Source organism: Winogradskyella haliclonae, from assembly GCF_014635865.1.
In the GTDB taxonomy this organism is placed as follows: domain Bacteria; phylum Bacteroidota; class Bacteroidia; order Flavobacteriales; family Flavobacteriaceae; genus Winogradskyella; species Winogradskyella haliclonae.
Genome location: NZ_BMDQ01000001.1, coordinates 241575 through 257478, shown reverse-complemented (window position 1 = coordinate 257478; position 15904 = coordinate 241575). Strand labels below are relative to the sequence as shown.

At 34.3% G+C, this 15904-nt stretch carries 19 protein-coding genes; 10 read left to right on the top strand and 9 right to left on the bottom strand.

The window, feature by feature from the left end; genetic code table 11:
• Nucleotide 1 precedes the first annotated feature (1 nt).
• Complete coding sequence (locus IEV10_RS01180) at nucleotides 2-1231, bottom strand: sensor histidine kinase (RefSeq protein ID WP_188372865.1); 1230 nt, start codon at nucleotides 1229-1231, stop codon at nucleotides 2-4.
• A 123-nt stretch (nucleotides 1232-1354) separates the two neighbouring features.
• On the opposite strand from IEV10_RS01180, the gene IEV10_RS01175 reads away from it, so the two are divergent.
• The 3 genes from IEV10_RS01175 (at nucleotide 1355) to aat (ending at nucleotide 3523) form a co-directional block, all read left to right on the top strand.
• Nucleotides 1355-2254 (top strand): flavin reductase family protein, encoded by a 900-nt coding sequence (locus IEV10_RS01175; protein WP_188372864.1) that lies wholly within the window; start codon nucleotides 1355-1357, stop codon nucleotides 2252-2254.
• A gap of 4 nt (nucleotides 2255-2258) precedes the next feature.
• Nucleotides 2259-2636, top strand: coding sequence for a DUF3127 domain-containing protein (locus IEV10_RS01170; protein ID WP_188372863.1), 378 nt, complete (start codon nucleotides 2259-2261; stop codon nucleotides 2634-2636).
• A gap of 263 nt (nucleotides 2637-2899) precedes the next feature.
• Nucleotides 2900-3523, top strand: a complete 624-nt coding sequence (gene aat / locus IEV10_RS01165) for a leucyl/phenylalanyl-tRNA--protein transferase (protein ID WP_188372862.1) — start codon at nucleotides 2900-2902, stop codon at nucleotides 3521-3523.
• Between the two features lies 1 nt (nucleotide 3524).
• On the opposite strand, the gene IEV10_RS01160 is transcribed toward aat, so the two are convergent.
• Entirely contained in the window at nucleotides 3525-4088 is a 564-nt protein-coding gene (locus IEV10_RS01160) for a DNA-3-methyladenine glycosylase I (RefSeq protein WP_188372861.1), read from the bottom strand.
• Nucleotides 4089-4168: 80 nt separating this feature from the next.
• Between IEV10_RS01160 and IEV10_RS01155 the strand changes: the two genes are divergently transcribed.
• The gene (locus IEV10_RS01155) at nucleotides 4169-4786 is read left to right on the top strand and encodes a thioredoxin family protein (protein ID WP_188372860.1); all 618 of its coding nucleotides are present in this window, start codon (nucleotides 4169-4171) and stop codon (nucleotides 4784-4786) included.
• Here IEV10_RS01155 and IEV10_RS01150 read toward each other — a convergent pair.
• The 6 genes from IEV10_RS01150 to IEV10_RS01130 form a co-directional block, all read right to left on the bottom strand.
• Entirely contained in the window at nucleotides 4783-5508 is a 726-nt protein-coding gene (locus tag IEV10_RS01150) for a hypothetical protein (protein WP_188372859.1), read from the bottom strand. The genes IEV10_RS01155 and IEV10_RS01150 overlap by 4 nt on opposite strands.
• A gap of 76 nt (nucleotides 5509-5584) precedes the next feature.
• Complete coding sequence (gene truB, locus IEV10_RS01145) at nucleotides 5585-6289, bottom strand: tRNA pseudouridine(55) synthase TruB (RefSeq protein ID WP_188372858.1); 705 nt, start codon at nucleotides 6287-6289, stop codon at nucleotides 5585-5587.
• A gap of 1 nt (nucleotide 6290) precedes the next feature.
• Nucleotides 6291-7088 (bottom strand): undecaprenyl-diphosphate phosphatase, encoded by a 798-nt coding sequence (locus IEV10_RS01140; RefSeq protein ID WP_188372857.1) that lies wholly within the window; start codon nucleotides 7086-7088, stop codon nucleotides 6291-6293.
• 56 nt (nucleotides 7089-7144) lie between these two features.
• Nucleotides 7145-7405: a DUF3098 domain-containing protein gene (locus tag IEV10_RS01135; RefSeq protein ID WP_188372856.1), complete on the bottom strand. Its 261-nt coding sequence runs from the start codon at nucleotides 7403-7405 to the stop codon at nucleotides 7145-7147.
• A gap of 134 nt (nucleotides 7406-7539) precedes the next feature.
• Nucleotides 7540-7674 carry a hypothetical protein gene (locus tag IEV10_RS14375; protein ID WP_262890097.1) on the bottom strand — a complete coding sequence of 45 codons (135 nt, stop codon included), beginning with the start codon at nucleotides 7672-7674 and terminating at the stop codon, nucleotides 7540-7542.
• Between the two features lie 149 nt (nucleotides 7675-7823).
• On the bottom strand, nucleotides 7824-8702 hold the full coding sequence (locus IEV10_RS01130; RefSeq protein ID WP_188372855.1) for a cell division protein FtsX: 879 nt from the start codon (nucleotides 8700-8702) through the stop codon (nucleotides 7824-7826).
• 124 nt (nucleotides 8703-8826) lie between these two features.
• Here IEV10_RS01130 and leuS point away from each other — a divergent pair, with 124 nt between their 5' ends.
• The 6 genes from leuS to IEV10_RS01100 all read left to right on the top strand — a co-directional run bounded on the left by leuS (nucleotide 8827) and on the right by IEV10_RS01100 (nucleotide 15346).
• The gene (gene leuS, locus IEV10_RS01125) at nucleotides 8827-11646 is read left to right on the top strand and encodes a leucine--tRNA ligase (RefSeq protein WP_188372854.1); all 2820 of its coding nucleotides are present in this window, start codon (nucleotides 8827-8829) and stop codon (nucleotides 11644-11646) included.
• 5 nt (nucleotides 11647-11651) lie between these two features.
• Nucleotides 11652-12128 (top strand): hypothetical protein, encoded by a 477-nt coding sequence (locus IEV10_RS01120; protein ID WP_188372853.1) that lies wholly within the window; start codon nucleotides 11652-11654, stop codon nucleotides 12126-12128.
• 27 nt (nucleotides 12129-12155) lie between these two features.
• On the top strand, nucleotides 12156-12509 hold the full coding sequence (bamE, locus tag IEV10_RS01115) for an outer membrane protein assembly factor BamE domain-containing protein (protein WP_188372852.1): 354 nt from the start codon (nucleotides 12156-12158) through the stop codon (nucleotides 12507-12509).
• Between the two features lie 148 nt (nucleotides 12510-12657).
• Complete coding sequence (gene ald, locus IEV10_RS01110) at nucleotides 12658-13758, top strand: alanine dehydrogenase (RefSeq protein WP_188372851.1); 1101 nt, start codon at nucleotides 12658-12660, stop codon at nucleotides 13756-13758.
• A 91-nt stretch (nucleotides 13759-13849) separates the two neighbouring features.
• A complete protein-coding gene (locus tag IEV10_RS01105; RefSeq protein WP_188372850.1) occupies nucleotides 13850-14545 on the top strand; it encodes a zinc metallopeptidase in 696 nt (231 codons plus the stop codon).
• A 96-nt stretch (nucleotides 14546-14641) separates the two neighbouring features.
• A complete protein-coding gene (locus IEV10_RS01100) occupies nucleotides 14642-15346 on the top strand; it encodes a Bax inhibitor-1/YccA family protein (RefSeq protein ID WP_188372849.1) in 705 nt (234 codons plus the stop codon).
• 56 nt (nucleotides 15347-15402) lie between these two features.
• On the opposite strand, the gene IEV10_RS01095 is transcribed toward IEV10_RS01100, so the two are convergent.
• Nucleotides 15403-15873, bottom strand: coding sequence for an Lrp/AsnC ligand binding domain-containing protein (locus IEV10_RS01095; protein WP_188372848.1), 471 nt, complete (start codon nucleotides 15871-15873; stop codon nucleotides 15403-15405).
• Nucleotides 15874-15904: the final 31 nt, after the last annotated feature.

Below are 15904 nucleotides of genomic sequence, written 5' to 3'. Positions count from 1 at the left end.
TCTAGTTTTTGAAGTGTTTTTTTAGAGCGATTTGAAAAGTAGTGCCTTTGTTTAGTTCAGATTGAATGACTTTTATTTTGCCATTATGATAATCTTCGATTATTCGTTTAGATAATGATAAACCTAAACCCCAACCGCGTTTTTTAGTTGTGTAACCTGGTTCAAAAACAGTTTGCCATTGACTCTTTGGAATGCCTTTTCCAGTATCAGTTATTTGTATCAAAACTTGCTTTTCTTTTTCAATAAGCCTCAAAGTTAATTTGCCTTTACCTTTCATGGCATCGATAGCATTTTTAACTAAGTTTTCTATGGTCCAACTAAAAAGCTGCCCATTAAGTTTTACCATAATCTCTTTTTCAGGTATGTCTATATTAAATTCAATAAGCTTTGATGTTCTTGACTGTAAATAAACATATGAGTTTTGAGTTTCAGAGACAATATCAATAGTTTTTAATTCAGGGATAGAGCCAATTTTACTAAAGCGCTCAGTTATGGTTTTAAGGCGGTCAACATCCTTTTCCATTTCTATGATGTAGTCTGGATTGACATTTTCAGATTTTAAAATTTCTGTCCAACCCACTAACGAGGATAATGGCGTGCCTATTTGATGTGCCGTTTCTTTAGCCATACCAGTCCACAGTTTGTTTTGTTCAGCTGTTTTAGAGCTTCTATAAAAAAAGTAAACTACTGCAGCAAAAAGGAGAATTATTAATAATAAAGCTAAAGGATAGTATTTTAGGTTATTTAGTAAAGGTGAATTTCCGTAATAAAGTGTTTGCTCTAAATCTTCCATGATTAATGGTTGATTTTCTCTCTGAAATTTTAAAATTAGCCGGTCTTTGTTAGTCTCAACATAATTGTCATCAATACTATCATTATAGACTTGGGCTAGTTCATTCTTTTCGGTAAGTCGAGGTTTCGCAAAAATATTTCTGTGACTAATAATGTTTTGGTCTTTATCCAATAATAACATTGGAGTGTTTAACGTAGAATCTACAACAATATATTCGGCAACTACATTCACTTCAAAATTATCTAAGTCTTGAGAATTATCATATGCATTTTTTGCAAATTCAGTATATGCAAATGTCCAACTCTTCATTTTTGAGCGTTCTTCGGATTTAAAATGCTGAAAAAACACATACGTATTCCAAAGGATTAAGGATACAATGATAAAAGATGAAATAATTATAATCCAACGGATTACATTTCTGTTAAGATGTAGACGCATCAATTAGAATCGTTAATAATTCTAAATATAATGTAATTCTGTAAATATTATTGTTTTCAAACCCTAGGGAATTCATTTTATTACGTCTGTAATATGGTTATCTTTGATAAAAATGATTTTTTTATGGTGTCTTACCAACCCAATGAGCTTTCTACAGCTAAATTACATAGTTATTTATTAAGTGCAGTTGCACCAAGACCAATTGCTTTTGCAAGTACAATTGACGCTAACGGAAACCCAAACTTGTCGCCGTTTAGCTTTTTTAATGTGTTTAGTGCCAATCCACCGATTCTTATATTTTCTCCTGCCAGACGTGTGAGAGATAATACAACGAAACATACCTTAGAGAATACAGAAGTTGTCAATGAGGTTGTTATCAATGTAGTTAACTATACTATCGTTCAGCAAATGTCATTGAGTAGTACAGAATATCCAGAAGATGTCAATGAATTTGAAAAAGCAGGTTTAACCATGTTAGAATCAGATTTGGTAAAACCCTTTAGAGTTGCAGAATCACCTATACAAATGGAATGTAAGGTTAATGAAATTATAAAACTAGGCAATAAAGGTGGTGCAGGGAATCTTATTATTTGTGAGGTTTTAAAAATACATTTATCCAAAGATGTATTAGAAGATAACGGAAGTGTAAACCAAGAGAAGTTAGATTTAGTCGCCCGAGCAGGTGGCAGTTATTATAGTAGAGCTAAAGATGGATTTTTCGAAATACCTAAGCCATTAAGCACTTTAGGAATAGGTGTTGATAAGTTGCCTGAATCCGTTAGAAAAAGTTCTGTTTTATCTGGAAATGATTTAGGAATTTTAGGTAATTTAGCAGCCTTTCCAAGTGAAGATGAAATAGATAACTATTTAAAAACTTCGGAAGAATTTGGGAACTTATCTAACGCAGATTTATCGGATGATTTTATTCATAAAAGAGTCAAAAAAATCATAGCACAAGGTAATTTCCAAGAAGCACTAATTATGCTTTTAGCAAAACATAAAATAAATAATTTGAATACTTAATAAAATGGAAGTACAAGGAAGAATCAAGGTGATTGGAGAAACACAAACCTTTGGCAGCAATGGATTTAGGAAGCGTGAGCTTGTAGTAACTACAGAAGAACAATATCCACAACATATCATGGTAGAGTTTGTTCAAGACAAAACAGACTTATTGAATAACTACCAGGTTGGACAACAAGTAAAAGTAAATATCAACTTAAGAGGGCGTGAATGGACAAACCCTCAAGGAGAAGTGAAGTATTTTAACTCCATCCAAGGATGGAGAATTGAGGCTTTACAATCTGAAACTGCTCCAGCTGATATGCCTCCAGTACCACCAACAGCAGCATTTGAGCCTGCGACAGATTTAAATACTGAAGACCACGACGATTTACCGTTCTAATTCAGAAAAATAATCAATTAAAAAAGCCTGTTTTTTTGAACAGGCTTTTTGGTTTTATTAAAAAAGTCCTGATTAAAAAATCAGGACTTAATATTGTGGTTTTAGGTTTAACCTTTACGAACAAACTCAAAAAAAAGCAATGATGAACAAAATTCGTAACATAAAGGTTATATCAAATATGAGAAAAAAAGCTAATTTACCCAAGCTAATTGCTTGATTTAACACTACTAACGCCAACTATAACGTTATAGTTGGGTGAAAAAATGTACTTTTTAAACGACAAAATAGAGTTTCCCCATGTTTCTGAAGCTTCTGTCGATGGATTATTAGCAATAGGCGGTGATTTATCTTCAGAACGATTATTACATGCCTATAAAAACGGAATATTTCCCTGGTTTGAAAAAGATGAACCCATTTTGTGGTGGTCACCAGACCCAAGATTTGTTGTTTTCCCAGATGAACTTAAGGTGTCTAAAAGTATGAAGCAGTTGTTTAGAAAAAAACAATTTAAGGTAACTAAAAATAAAGCGTTCGAGGCTGTTATCTCTAATTGTGCAGCTGCTGTTCGTGAAGGGCAAGATGGGACTTGGATTACAGACGCTATGGTTGAAGCTTATGTAAAATTACATAAACTAGGATATGCCATTTCTGTAGAGGTATGGAAAGACAAAGATTTAGTAGGTGGACTTTATGGCGTAGATATGGGTAATAAAGTATTTTGTGGTGAAAGCATGTTTGCTAAAGTGAGTAATGCGAGTAAATATGGGTTTATAGATTTTATTCAATCCTCAGACTATGATTTAATTGATTGTCAGCTACACACCAATCATCTCGAGAGTTTAGGCGGAAAACATATCTCAAGGCAAGAGTTCCTAAAGTACTTATAACTTATACTTCATTATACCTAAAACAAGAGACTTCATGGTCGTTGACCATTCCTGTAGCTTGCATATGCGCATAAACAACAGTAGAGCCTACAAACTTAAACCCTCTTTTTTTTAAATCCTTACTCAAAGCATCACTTAAGGGTGTGTTTGCAGGAGCATCCTTATAGTCTTTAAAATTGTTTTTTATGGGTTTATTATCAACAAAACTCCAGATGTATTTTGAGAATGTGCCAAACTCTTCTTGGACTTTTATAAATGCTTTTGCGTTAGAGACTGTAGCATTTACTTTTAGTTTATTTCTAATGATTCCAACATCTTGAAGCAGGTCAGCGATTTTGTCTTCATCATAGTTAGCTATTTTCTTATAATCAAAATAATCAAAAGCTTTTCGGAAGTTTTCACGCTTACGTAAAATAGTAATCCAACTTAAGCCAGCTTGAAACGTTTCTAAGATTAAAAATTCAAATAATTGATGGTCATCTTTTACAGGAACACCCCATTCATTATCATGGTACGATTCATAAAGTGGGTCGCCAACACACCAACCGCATTTGTGTTTTTCCATAGTTGTAAGCTTTTAATAATTATAGGACTAATGTAAGAACTGTTGCACAATTTTGTGCAATAGAATTTTAATTTTGTATTATGGAAACTTTACAAGTCAATATGATAAATGATATAATCTCCGATAGTTTAGAAAAGAGTATGACGTATACTCAATATAGAACTTTAGTTAGCGAGCTCACTGAAAATAACTCTACTACTGGACCAGAAAAGACAGAAGCTTTAGCAAACTATACAGCTCTCAACGATAGACGAATGAAACGTTGGGATAAAACAGTAAAGCTATCTGAAGATGCTAAAACAATTGTCGAAAATTCTAATAGAAAAATGACATGGTTGGTACTTACTGAAAGTTGGTGTGGAGATGCGGCACATATTATGCCTGTTATTAATAAAGTAGCGGACCTTAATGATAATATCGATTACAAAGTTGTACTTAGAGATGAAAATGAAGCCTTAATGAACGCATTTTTAACCAATGGTGGAAAGTCAATCCCAAAGCTTATTATGATTGATAATGACTCTAATGAAGTTATAGATACCTTTGGTCCAAGACCATCTGTTGCTACAGAACTAGTGAATAATTATAAAGCAGAGCATGGTCAATTAACACCCGAGTTTAAAGAAGACTTACAGCGTTGGTATAACAAAGACAAAGGGCAATCTACAATTGAAGATTTACTCAAGACTTTGGCTTAATTTTTTCCCTTAAAATAAAAGGTTATGGAGCCTAATTGGTCGGTACGGTTTGAAGTATTAAAGCGTACCGATTTTGCATATGCTATGGCGTGCTCAATCAAGCATTCATTATTACTGTTTGAAGATCCATTAATATAAGCTTCAAAAACATTACCACCATTATCTACTCTTATATTTACTACTATTTTACCAGAAGTTTCACACAAATATCTTGGCGTATCATAGCTCAGAAGCCTACGATTTTTTAAAGAATAACTTAATGTGCTTCCGCCTTTGGCGTGTTCGGCAATTCCGTGTTGCTTTTTATCTAGTAAATCTTGAAGCTTTTTATAGGACTCTGTTTCATTTTCTTTTAAGGCATAAGCTTTACTTTTTTTATAACTTGAATTAGTTGCAGTCTCTGTTTCTTTTTCAGCTCTACTATCTTCGAGTCGCTGAGTCGTTTTTTCAAAATCATCTGCGCTTATAGTCTTAAAGTTTTTCATGAGTTTTTTGAACTCTTCATCTTCATTATAAGCTTTGTTAGTTGTTGGAGATTTTAAATCCTGAATGTCCTCAAGTGCCTTCTGAATCTCTTCTTCGGTCTTTGATTCAATCTCATAGATGGTTTCTGCGATTAGCGCTTTAGTATTTGAAAGCTGAATACTAAACACCCCAAAAGCAACAATACCTGTGATAAGGCTTGTTATTAATACTGCTTTGTATTTTTCTATAAAATGCATTTAGTTTGTTTAGGGCAAAAATCGTACCTAAATAATATACGAGCGTAGTTTAGAAAAGGATTAAAGGATTTAATTTTTAATGCTGTTCTTTTTCAGGAAGGCTTTCAATAAATGCTTCTGGAGTCAAAGCATTTTCAACGTTAAAATCACCAATTCGAGTACGTCGTAATACTGAAAGGTGTGCACCTGAATTTAACGCTTTTCCGAAATCATGAGCTAAAGAGCGAATGTAAGTTCCTTTACTGCATACAACTCTAAAATCTAATTCTAATCCGCGAATTCCAGTAATTTCAAAGGCGGTAATTTCTATTTCACGAGATTTGATTTCTACAGTTTCACCAGCACGAGCAAATTCATACAAACGTTTTCCTTCTTTTTTTATAGCCGAAAATATAGGCGGAAACTGTTCAATCCTCCCAGTAAATTGTTCAGTAGTTTTATGGATTAACTCCGCAGTAATATGTTTCGTAGGAAATGTTTCGTTGATTTCTGTTTCTAAATCATAAGAAGGCGTTGTGCTTCCTAAAACAAAAGTGCCAGTATACTCTTTTTCTTGACCTTGAAATGTATTGATTTTCTTGGTCATTTTACCTGTGCAAATCACTAATAAACCTGTTGCTAAAGGATCTAAAGTCCCAGCGTGACCAACTTTTATTTTTTTAATGCTATATGCTTGACGGATGGCCCAACGTAGTTTGTTTACAGCTTGAAAAGAGGTCCATTGCAAGGGCTTGTCAATTAACAATACTTGCCCGTTTTTAAAATCATCAGCGGTTTTCATACTAGTTGTAAAATAAAGAAAATCCTATTGCAATTAACCCAACAATGACACAGTATAAAGCAAAGTAAGAGAGTTTACTCTTTTTAACGAGACTAATCATCCAAGTACATGCAAAAAGTCCGGCAACAAATGCAGCTATAAAACCAATGCCTAAAGTGGTGAAATTTGCAGTATCGTATGTGAGTTCTCCACCCAAAATGTCTTTCGCTATTTTTCCAAAAATTAATGGTACGACCATTAAAAACGAAAATCGTGCAGCTTTGGTTTTGTCGTTTCCTAATAACACCGATGTAGATATTGTTGCACCAGAGCGAGAAATACCTGGAAGCATTGCCACAGCTTGAGAAATGCCAATAATAAAGGCATTACTAAAGCTCACTTTTTTCTGTGTGTCTTTTGCTTTATCGGCTAAAAATAGTAATACAGCTGTAACAATAAGCATGCAACCAACGAGTAAAATGTTCCCGTCAAAAAGAGCTTCGAGTTGCTCTTCAAAAAATAGACCTACAATAACTGCAGGAATCATGGATACTGCAATTTTTGTAGCAAATTGCAAGTCTTCATTCCATTGAAACTTAAAAATACCTTTTAGAAGTAATAAAATATCTTTTCTAAATACAACTATGGTACTTAGTGCAGTTGCAAAATGAAGTACTACTGTAAATAAGAGACTTTCCTTTGGGATTGAATTATCACCTAAAATAGCTTTTCCTAATTCTAAATGTCCGCTAGATGACACAGGTAAAAACTCTGTGAGACCTTGAATAATTCCTAATAAAATGGCATCAACTGTATCCATGAAGCAAAAGTATTAAAATACAGTTACTGAAAAATTAAAACGCAATGAAATTTAGATTAATCCTTTTTCTTATCAGGATTTAAAAGAATAGCGTATACCTGTATACCAAAGCCAATAAGCACAAGTGTTGGTGCTAAGCGAATACGTCTCCAATGAAAAATAGACTCATCAAATACGTTTGGGTCATCACTGCCACCGCCAGCCATTATAATAAAACCAACAGCAATAAAGGCTAGACCAATAAATAACCATTTATAGTTTTTCTTTCCGAAGATAAAATCGCCTTTAGCAGATTGTTTACGTTTTTGTTCGCCCATGATTTGTGTTATAGCTATTGCAAAGTAAAGATATTATTTAAGATTGTATTGTTAAGAGCATCAAAAAAATAAATACTCAGTATTGAAAATTTTATAATCAACATTGAGCATTTAATATGGATTAGGAGTAATACCTAATAGAACGTTTTCTTAGAACTCTCTTTAGCTACTTCAGTTTTAGGCTGTTCTTCTAATTTTGAATCTGCATGCGCAAACACAAAAACCATAATTCCTACGAAGCATAGACCCACAAATAATATACGATTCATAATCAAAGATTTTTAGTTAAACTTCTCTTTGGTTGGCGTATAATTATGTCATTAGCTTTTAAATAAGATATAGGTAATAGATAACTCAACTATTGTTCCGTTATTGCGATAAGAATGGTAAAATGGTGTTAAACTTGATGTAACAAATGTTAATAATACAACTGATCCGTTTTCAAATTCAAGAAACGTTGCGTCGCGATAAAGGTACTTATCCAGGTAATGAGAATACCTAATAAAAAGATGCCTACAAAAAGGGCAACAATAAGTACCGTGTTTTCGAGTAGTCGGAGCTCTAAAAAGGTAATGTCTAAATAGTAAAGGACTACAGCCATACCTATTAATGCAATCACAGCGCCGATAATACCAAGCTTTACACTTTGCCATACAAAAGGCTTGCGGATAAAACGTTTTGTGGCACCAACCATTTGCATGGTTTTAATGATAAAACGTTTAGAGTACACGGCTAATCGTATGGAGCTATTAATCAAAAGGACAGCAATTAAGGTAAAAAGTCCACTGATAATTAATACCCAAAACGTGATTTTCTTCACATTGTCATTCATCAACTCTACCAAATCATTATCATATCGGATTTCTTCAATAAATCCTTTTTCGGAAAGGCTTTCAGTAATTTCAGTGAGTTTTTCAGTGGTTACAAACTCGGCTTTTAGAGAGACATCAATCGAGTTCTTCAAAGGATTGTAACCTACAAAATCCATAAAATCTTCACCTGTATCGGCTTTCATAAATTCAGCAGCTTCTTCTTTAGAGACATATAATGCTTCTTTAGAGTACTCTGCTAAGGCTAAACTTTTCTTAAGTTGGTTGATTTCAACGTCTTTTGCAGAATCATTCAAATAAATAGTCATGACCACCTGTTCTTTAAAATGATCAGCAACTTTTTTAGAGTTTATGATTAATAAGCCTAAGCAACCTAAAAGGAATAATACCAAGGCTATACTTATCACAACAGAGATATACGATGATATCAATTTACGTTTTTGGTAAGAGTCAAAAGATGAGGCCATAAAAGGAAAATTAATCAGGGTAAAAATATAAAACAATTCCGTTATGCTGAGTATTACAACGTTTAGTTTTTAATTGTGTTGTAATAGCCCTAAATTTGCCGCTTATTTCAAGGAAAATACTGCAATGCGATACGATTTTAATCAAATTGAAAAGAAGTGGCAAGAGCACTGGGCCAAAAATGAAACGTTTAAGGCTTCTAATAGCTCGGATAAACCAAAATATTATGTGCTAGATATGTTCCCTTATCCAAGTGGTGCGGGTTTACATGTTGGGCATCCGTTAGGATATATTGCCAGTGATATTTATGCCCGTTACAAACGTCATAAAGGCTTTAATGTATTGCATCCACAAGGTTACGATAGTTTTGGCTTACCTGCTGAGCAATATGCCATACAAACAGGTCAGCATCCTAGAATAACTACCGAAGAAAATATAAAAACCTATCGTCGTCAGTTAGACCAAATCGGCTTTTCTTTCGATTGGAGTCGCGAAGTACGTACCTCTAATCCAGACTATTATAAATGGACACAGTGGATTTTTATCCAACTATTTGAATCGTGGTTTAATAATGAAAGCAATAAAGCGGAAGATATAAAAACCTTGATATCCCTTTTTGAAACAGAAGGAAACGCAACAGTAAATGCTGCATGTGATGATGGTATTGAAACATTTTCTGCTGATGATTGGAATAACTTTTCTTCTGAAGAGCAACAGGAAATATTACTAAAATACAGATTAACCTATTTAGCTGAAACTGAAGTCAACTGGTGCCCAGCATTAGGAACTGTTTTAGCTAATGACGAAATCGTCAACGGTGTTTCAGAGCGTGGTGGACATCCAGTGGTTCGTAAAAAAATGACCCAATGGAGTATGCGTATTTCTGCTTATGCAGAACGTTTATTGCAAGGTTTGGAGACTATAGATTGGACAGATTCCCTTAAAGAAAGCCAACGTAATTGGATTGGAAAATCCGTTGGTGCTTCTGTGATTTTTAATGTGAATGGTCATGATAAGAAGATAGATGTTTTTACAACACGTCCAGATACTATTTATGGTGTGAGTTTTATGACTTTAGCACCAGAGCACGAGTACGTATCTCAAATAACCACACCAGAACAAAAAGAAGCTGTTGCTGCTTATGTTGAAGCTACTGCAAAACGAAGCGAGCGCGAACGTATGGCAGATGTAAAAACCATTTCCGGCGTATTTACAGGTGCTTATGCCGAGCATCCATTTACAAAAGCACCAATTCCAATCTGGATTGGAGACTATGTTTTAGCAAGTTATGGAACAGGAGCCGTTATGGCAGTACCTTGTGGCGACCAACGTGATTATGATTTTGCAAAGCATTTTGATATTACGATTCCAAATATTTTTGATGGTGTTGATATTTCTGAAGAAGCGTATGGTTCTAAAGATAATGTTAAGATTGCCAATAGTGATTTCCTAGATGGCATGAACTATAAAAAAGCAACCAAACGTGCCATTTACGAATTGGAACAAATAGGTCAAGGCGAAGGCAAAACTAATTACCGTTTGCGTGATGCCGTGTTTTCTCGTCAGCGTTATTGGGGTGAGCCTTTCCCAGTATATTATGTCAATGGCATGCCGCAAATGATAGACAAAGCACATTTGCCAATTGTATTGCCAGAAGTAGAAAAATATTTACCAACTGAAGAAGGCGAGCCACCTTTAGGTCGTGCCGATGTTTGGGCGTGGAATAGTATTGAGAATATAGTAGTGAGTAATGAGTTAATAGACAATGAAACTATTTTTCCTCTAGAATTGAATACCATGCCAGGTTGGGCAGGAAGCTCGTGGTACTTTTTCCGTTATATGGAAGAAGCAGCTAATAGAAATGGTGTTTTTGCTACAGAAGAGGCGTTGAAGTACTGGGAGAATGTAGATTTATACATTGGTGGTAGTGAGCATGCGACAGGGCATTTATTATACTCACGTTTTTGGGTAAAGCTTTTAAAAGATAGAGGTTTTGTAGGTGTTGATGAACCGTTTAAGAAGCTCATTAACCAAGGCATGATATTAGGGACAAGTGCAATAGTTTATAGAGTTTCAGGAACAAATACGTATGTTTCGAAAAACCTTAAGAATAATTATGATGTTGAAGAAATTAGAATTGATGTTGCTTTAGTTAATTCTTCAGATGAAATTGATATAGAGGAATTATCAAAATGGCAACCACAATTTAAAGGCGCAAAATTTGAGCTAGAAGACGGAAAATATATTGTAGGTAGAGAAGTAGAAAAAATGTCAAAACGTTGGTTTAATGTAGTTAATCCAGACAGTATTTGTGAAGATTATGGTGCGGACAGCTTAAGATTATACGAAATGTTTTTAGGACCATTAGAGCAATACAAACCTTGGAATACCGCAGGTATAACAGGGGTTCATAATTTCTTGAAGAAACTGTGGAAATTATATGTTGGTCAAGATGGCTTAAATGTCAATGATGCGGAACCAACTAAAGATAATTTAAAAACGCTTCATAAAACGATAAAGAAAGTAGAAGAAGATATAGAGAATTTCTCTTTTAATACGTCGGTATCTACCTTTATGATTGCAGTCAATGAGTTAACAGCACAAAAGTGCACAAGTAAGTCTATTCTTGAACCGCTATTGATTTTAATTTCGCCATACGCGCCGCATATCGCAGAAGAATTGTGGAGTCAATTAGGAAATGGGGAGTCAATTTCTACGGCAGCTTTCCCTAAATTTGAGGAAAGTCATTTGGTAGAAAGCAACAAAAACTACCCCATCTCGTTTAATGGTAAAATGCGCTTTACGCTTGAGTTGCCTTTAGATATGAGCAAAGAGGAAATTGAAAAAGTAGTTTTAGCTTATGAGAAGACACAAGAGCAATTACAGGGACGCACACCTAAAAAGGTTATTGTAGTTCCCGGTAAAATTGTAAATATTGTAGGATAGCAGTTATGAAAAAAAATATTTTCTTAATTATTTTTTTGTTAACGTTGGTTGGATGTTCAAGTGATGATTCTAATGATACGCCAGATCCATATATTCTAGAAACAATTATTGGGTCTTGGGCTTACGATACGGTTACTATTAATGGAGATTTTTTTCTCTATCAACATACTGATGGATGTGTAAAAGACCTATTTCAGTTTTATAATGAAGAAGGCAAAGAGTTTGATTTCGAAGAAGATTATGTTTCTAATTGCTCTAACTGTGCAGAATGTGCACTAACATCTACAAATTTAAAATGGGATTTGAGAAATAATGTTATTGATCTTTATTTTGGTGAGCAACTTGTCACTCAATTAGAAGTTCTTGAAGTCAATGCTAATTTAATTGAATACAAACGCATATTTGATTTCGATGGTGATGGCGTTAATGATGAAGTGGTTATTACAGGAATACCTTATGATCCTTATGATGAGTTTGACTAAGCGTTACTAATTATAAAGTACTATTACATGAAGCTAAAAAGAAAAGATAAGATTGGGTTATTTTTTTTTTTAGCTTTTGTAGTGAGTACATCATTAATCTGGTTTTTCGAAGAGCGTTTTAATCAAGAAGTTTGGCTTACTGATGTAGGTGGACGTTACAAAATGTTGGATGATATTCTTGAGAATAAATACCTCTTGGGTAAAACCAAACAAGAAGTGATTGTTCTTTTGGGGAAACCAGATGCAGATGCTAATCTAGGCGATAATTATTTTGTTTATCGATTGGGTGAGCCTCCAAGTTTTTTCGATTCTGAACCTCAATATTTAGTAGTCACTTTTTCAAATAACAAGGTGGTAAAACTCAGTAAAGCTGTAGATTAATTTTCTGGATTTTTTTGATGATTTCGTATTATTTGGGCTTCAAATTATCAGATTCGTAATAATTTTAAATATCTCATTTTAAGCATATTCGTTTAAGAATTTAGACTTAAATTCAAATCCAATTATTAATCTCAACGACTTCTAGAGTATGAAAATTGGAATCCCAAAAGAAATCAAAAACAACGAAAATCGCGTTGGCATGACACCAGCTGGCGTTTTTGAATTAACACGTAAAAATCACACAGTATATATACAAAAAGACGCTGGTTTTGGTAGTGGATTTTTTGACCAAGATTACAAAGATGTAGGTGCAATAATACTTGATACAATTCAAGAAGTCTATGTGTCAAGCGAGATGATTGTTAAGGTTAAAGAGCCTATTGCAGAAGAATATCCACTCATAAAATCGCATCATGTGGTGTTTACCTATTTTCATTTTGCTTCTAGTGAAGCTTTAACCAAAGCCATGCTGAAAAGTAAGGCTGTTTGCATTGCTTACGAAACGGTCGAAGATAAAGATGGGTCGTTGCCATTATTGACCCCAATGTCTGAAGTAGCAGGACGTATGGCAATCCAACAAGGTGCTAAATATTTAGAAAAGCCAATTAAAGGCCGTGGTGTTTTACTAGGCGGAGTTCCTGGTGTACCACCAGGTAAAGTGTTAGTATTAGGAGCAGGTACTGTAGGTATTCAAGCCGCAAAGATGGCTGCAGGATTAGGTGCACATGTAACCATAATGGATATTAACATGAAGCAAATACGTTATGTAAACGATGTGATGCCTAATCACGTTGTCACCGAATTTTCGAGCGCTTATAACATCAAAAAACGTATTAAAGACCATGATTTAATAATAGGAGGTGTACTTATAAAAGGTGCTAAGGCACCAAAACTAATAACCAAAGATATGCTTAAAGATATGCGGCCAGGAACAGTTATTGTTGATGTGGCAGTAGATCAAGGTGGCTGTTTTGAGACCACAAAAGCGACCACACACGAAGCGCCTACTTATATTATTGACGATGTAGTGCACTATTGTGTGGCGAATATGCCAGGTGCAGTGCCTTATACGTCTACATTGGCATTAACTAATGTGACTTTACCTTATGTACTACGATTAGCCAATCAAGGTTGGGAAATAGCCTGTGCTAAAGATGCATCTTTAAGAAAAGGACTTAATATAGTTGATGGTAAAATTGTTTATGAAGAAATTGCAGAGGCTTTTAATTGGTCTCTTGAGGCGATATAAATTGATAGATACTGACAAAATTTCTTAACATGGATTTGGCGTACTTTTTGCTCTAAATATGATAACTTTATAAATCAAAAAGGAAAAGATTATGTTTGGATATTATATTTTAATAGGTGCTATAGCACTTGTAAGTTGGTTAGTTAGTAACAAACTAAAACAAAAGTTTGCATTCTATTCTAAGCGTCAATTGCAAAACGGAATGTCAGGTCGTGAAATTGCAGAAAAGATGTTGGCTGACAATGGTATATATGATGTTGAAGTGATTTCGGTAAGAGGTCAATTAACGGATCATTACAATCCAAAAAATAAAACAGTAAATTTAAGTGAGGCAGTATATAATCAACGAAATGCTGCTGCAGCTGCTGTTGCAGCACACGAGGTTGGGCATGCTGTGCAACATGCACAAGCTTACAGTGCTTTAGAAATGCGTTCTGCTTTAGTTCCAGTAGTTAGTGTAACATCCGGAATGTCTCAATGGCTTGTTATTGGCGGTTTAATTATGGGAGCTGCCGCAGGTGTTGGTATGGGATATTGGGTTGCTGTCGCAGGCTTAGTGTTTATGGGAGCAGCAACATTGTTTAGTTTTATAACACTACCAGTAGAATATGACGCCAGTAATCGTGCATTGGCATGGTTAAAGACTAAAAATATGGTTTCTCAGCAAGAATATGAAGGTGCTGAGGATGCACTTAAATGGGCAGCAAGAACCTATTTAGTAGCTGCAATAGGCGCTTTAGCTTCTTTATTGTATTGGGCACTACAAGTTTTTGGTGGAAGAGATTAATTTGAATAATAATAATAGAGAAGCTCTGAGAAATCAGAGCTTTTTTTGTTTCTGCTTGAGAAAAAACCTACATTTAGAAAAAATTAATCAATTATTATGGATAATCAAATTCAAGGACCAATTTTAGTAGGTCATTTAGAAGACACTGAAAAAGCAACATTTTATCGTAAAACATACATGCATGTTGCTTGGGCTGTTTTAGCATTTACGTTTCTCGAGTATATATTTATTGGCTTTTTTGAAGAGACAGTAGTTTCTTTGATTAATCTAATGTTTGCTAATAGCTTTTCTTGGTTAATAGTTTTAGGCCTTTTCTGGGTAGGAAGTTCTATGGCAGATAAACTAGCACATCACGAGTCCAAACAAACACAATACATGGGTTTAGGTTTATATGTATTATTGGAAGCTATAATCTTTTTGCCTATGATATATATGGCGTATGCATATTCAGGTGGAGAAATGTTAACTCAGGCCATCATTGTAACACTTTGCCTTTTTGGAGGTCTAACAGCAGTAGTATTTATGACTAACAAAAACTTCTCGTTTTTAAAAACAGGATTAGTAATTGCTAGTTTTATTGCTATAGGATTAATTGTTGCAGGAAGTCTTTTTGGTTTTAACTTAGGATTATGGTTCTCAATGGCAATGGTGGTTTTTGCTGGTGCTGCTATACTGTATCAAACGTCTAAAGTGAAATATGAATATACAAAAGATCAATATGTTGGTGCTGCTTTAGGTATTTTTGCTGCAGTGATGCTATTATTCTGGTATATATTACAGATTTTTATGTCTCGGGACTAAATATCATTAACAGATATAAATAAAAGCTCTGAAATTTTCAGAGCTTTTTTTGTGCATTATATTTTAATCTGACGATCTATTTGCTGTTGAAGAGAAATAAAAGTTTCAGTTCTCGAAACTCCAGTGATACTTTGTATTTGTGTGTTTAAAACATGCATTAAATGTTCATTATCTTTAGATAATATTTTAATAAATATACTCCAATGACCAGTAGTATAGTGGCATTCTATAACCTCTGGAATACGTTTTAATTGCTTTACAGCTTCTGGGTTACTCACAGCTTTGTCTAGGTAAACACCAACAAATGCCATGGTGGTATAACCTAGCACTTTAGGATTAACAATAAACTTAGAACCTGCCAAGAGACCAGATTTTTCTAATTTCCTAAGACGTTGATGAATTGCAGCACCAGAAATACCAACATTTCTGGCAATTTCTAGAATAGGAGTTCTGGCATCTTCCATTAAGGCACGAAGTATCTTTTTGTCAATACCATCGATAAAAATACCTTTATCGTTAATCTTCATCTTGTATTTGATTTAAGATTGGAAGCTAAAA

Bases quoted from the DNA above. Each gene is read 5' to 3' on its own strand.
- IEV10_RS01180 (WP_188372865.1), bottom strand. From the start codon at position 1,231: ATGCGTCTACATCTTAACAGAAATGTAATCCGTTGGATTATAATTATT.
- IEV10_RS01175 (WP_188372864.1), top strand. From the start codon at position 1,355: ATGGTGTCTTACCAACCCAATGAGCTTTCTACAGCTAAATTACATAGT.
- IEV10_RS01170 (WP_188372863.1), top strand. From the start codon at position 2,259: ATGGAAGTACAAGGAAGAATCAAGGTGATTGGAGAAACACAAACCTTT.
- aat (WP_188372862.1), top strand. From the start codon at position 2,900: ATGTACTTTTTAAACGACAAAATAGAGTTTCCCCATGTTTCTGAAGCT.
- IEV10_RS01160 (WP_188372861.1), bottom strand. From the start codon at position 4,088: ATGGAAAAACACAAATGCGGTTGGTGTGTTGGCGACCCACTTTATGAA.
- IEV10_RS01155 (WP_188372860.1), top strand. From the start codon at position 4,169: ATGGAAACTTTACAAGTCAATATGATAAATGATATAATCTCCGATAGT.
- IEV10_RS01150 (WP_188372859.1), bottom strand. From the start codon at position 5,508: ATGCATTTTATAGAAAAATACAAAGCAGTATTAATAACAAGCCTTATC.
- truB (WP_188372858.1), bottom strand. From the start codon at position 6,289: ATGAAAACCGCTGATGATTTTAAAAACGGGCAAGTATTGTTAATTGAC.
- IEV10_RS01140 (WP_188372857.1), bottom strand. From the start codon at position 7,088: ATGGATACAGTTGATGCCATTTTATTAGGAATTATTCAAGGTCTCACA.
- IEV10_RS01135 (WP_188372856.1), bottom strand. From the start codon at position 7,405: ATGGGCGAACAAAAACGTAAACAATCTGCTAAAGGCGATTTTATCTTC.
- IEV10_RS14375 (WP_262890097.1), bottom strand. From the start codon at position 7,674: ATGAATCGTATATTATTTGTGGGTCTATGCTTCGTAGGAATTATGGTT.
- IEV10_RS01130 (WP_188372855.1), bottom strand. From the start codon at position 8,702: ATGGCCTCATCTTTTGACTCTTACCAAAAACGTAAATTGATATCATCG.
- leuS (WP_188372854.1), top strand. From the start codon at position 8,827: ATGCGATACGATTTTAATCAAATTGAAAAGAAGTGGCAAGAGCACTGG.
- IEV10_RS01120 (WP_188372853.1), top strand. From the start codon at position 11,652: ATGAAAAAAAATATTTTCTTAATTATTTTTTTGTTAACGTTGGTTGGA.
- bamE (WP_188372852.1), top strand. From the start codon at position 12,156: ATGAAGCTAAAAAGAAAAGATAAGATTGGGTTATTTTTTTTTTTAGCT.
- ald (WP_188372851.1), top strand. From the start codon at position 12,658: ATGAAAATTGGAATCCCAAAAGAAATCAAAAACAACGAAAATCGCGTT.
- IEV10_RS01105 (WP_188372850.1), top strand. From the start codon at position 13,850: ATGTTTGGATATTATATTTTAATAGGTGCTATAGCACTTGTAAGTTGG.
- IEV10_RS01100 (WP_188372849.1), top strand. From the start codon at position 14,642: ATGGATAATCAAATTCAAGGACCAATTTTAGTAGGTCATTTAGAAGAC.
- IEV10_RS01095 (WP_188372848.1), bottom strand. From the start codon at position 15,873: ATGAAGATTAACGATAAAGGTATTTTTATCGATGGTATTGACAAAAAG.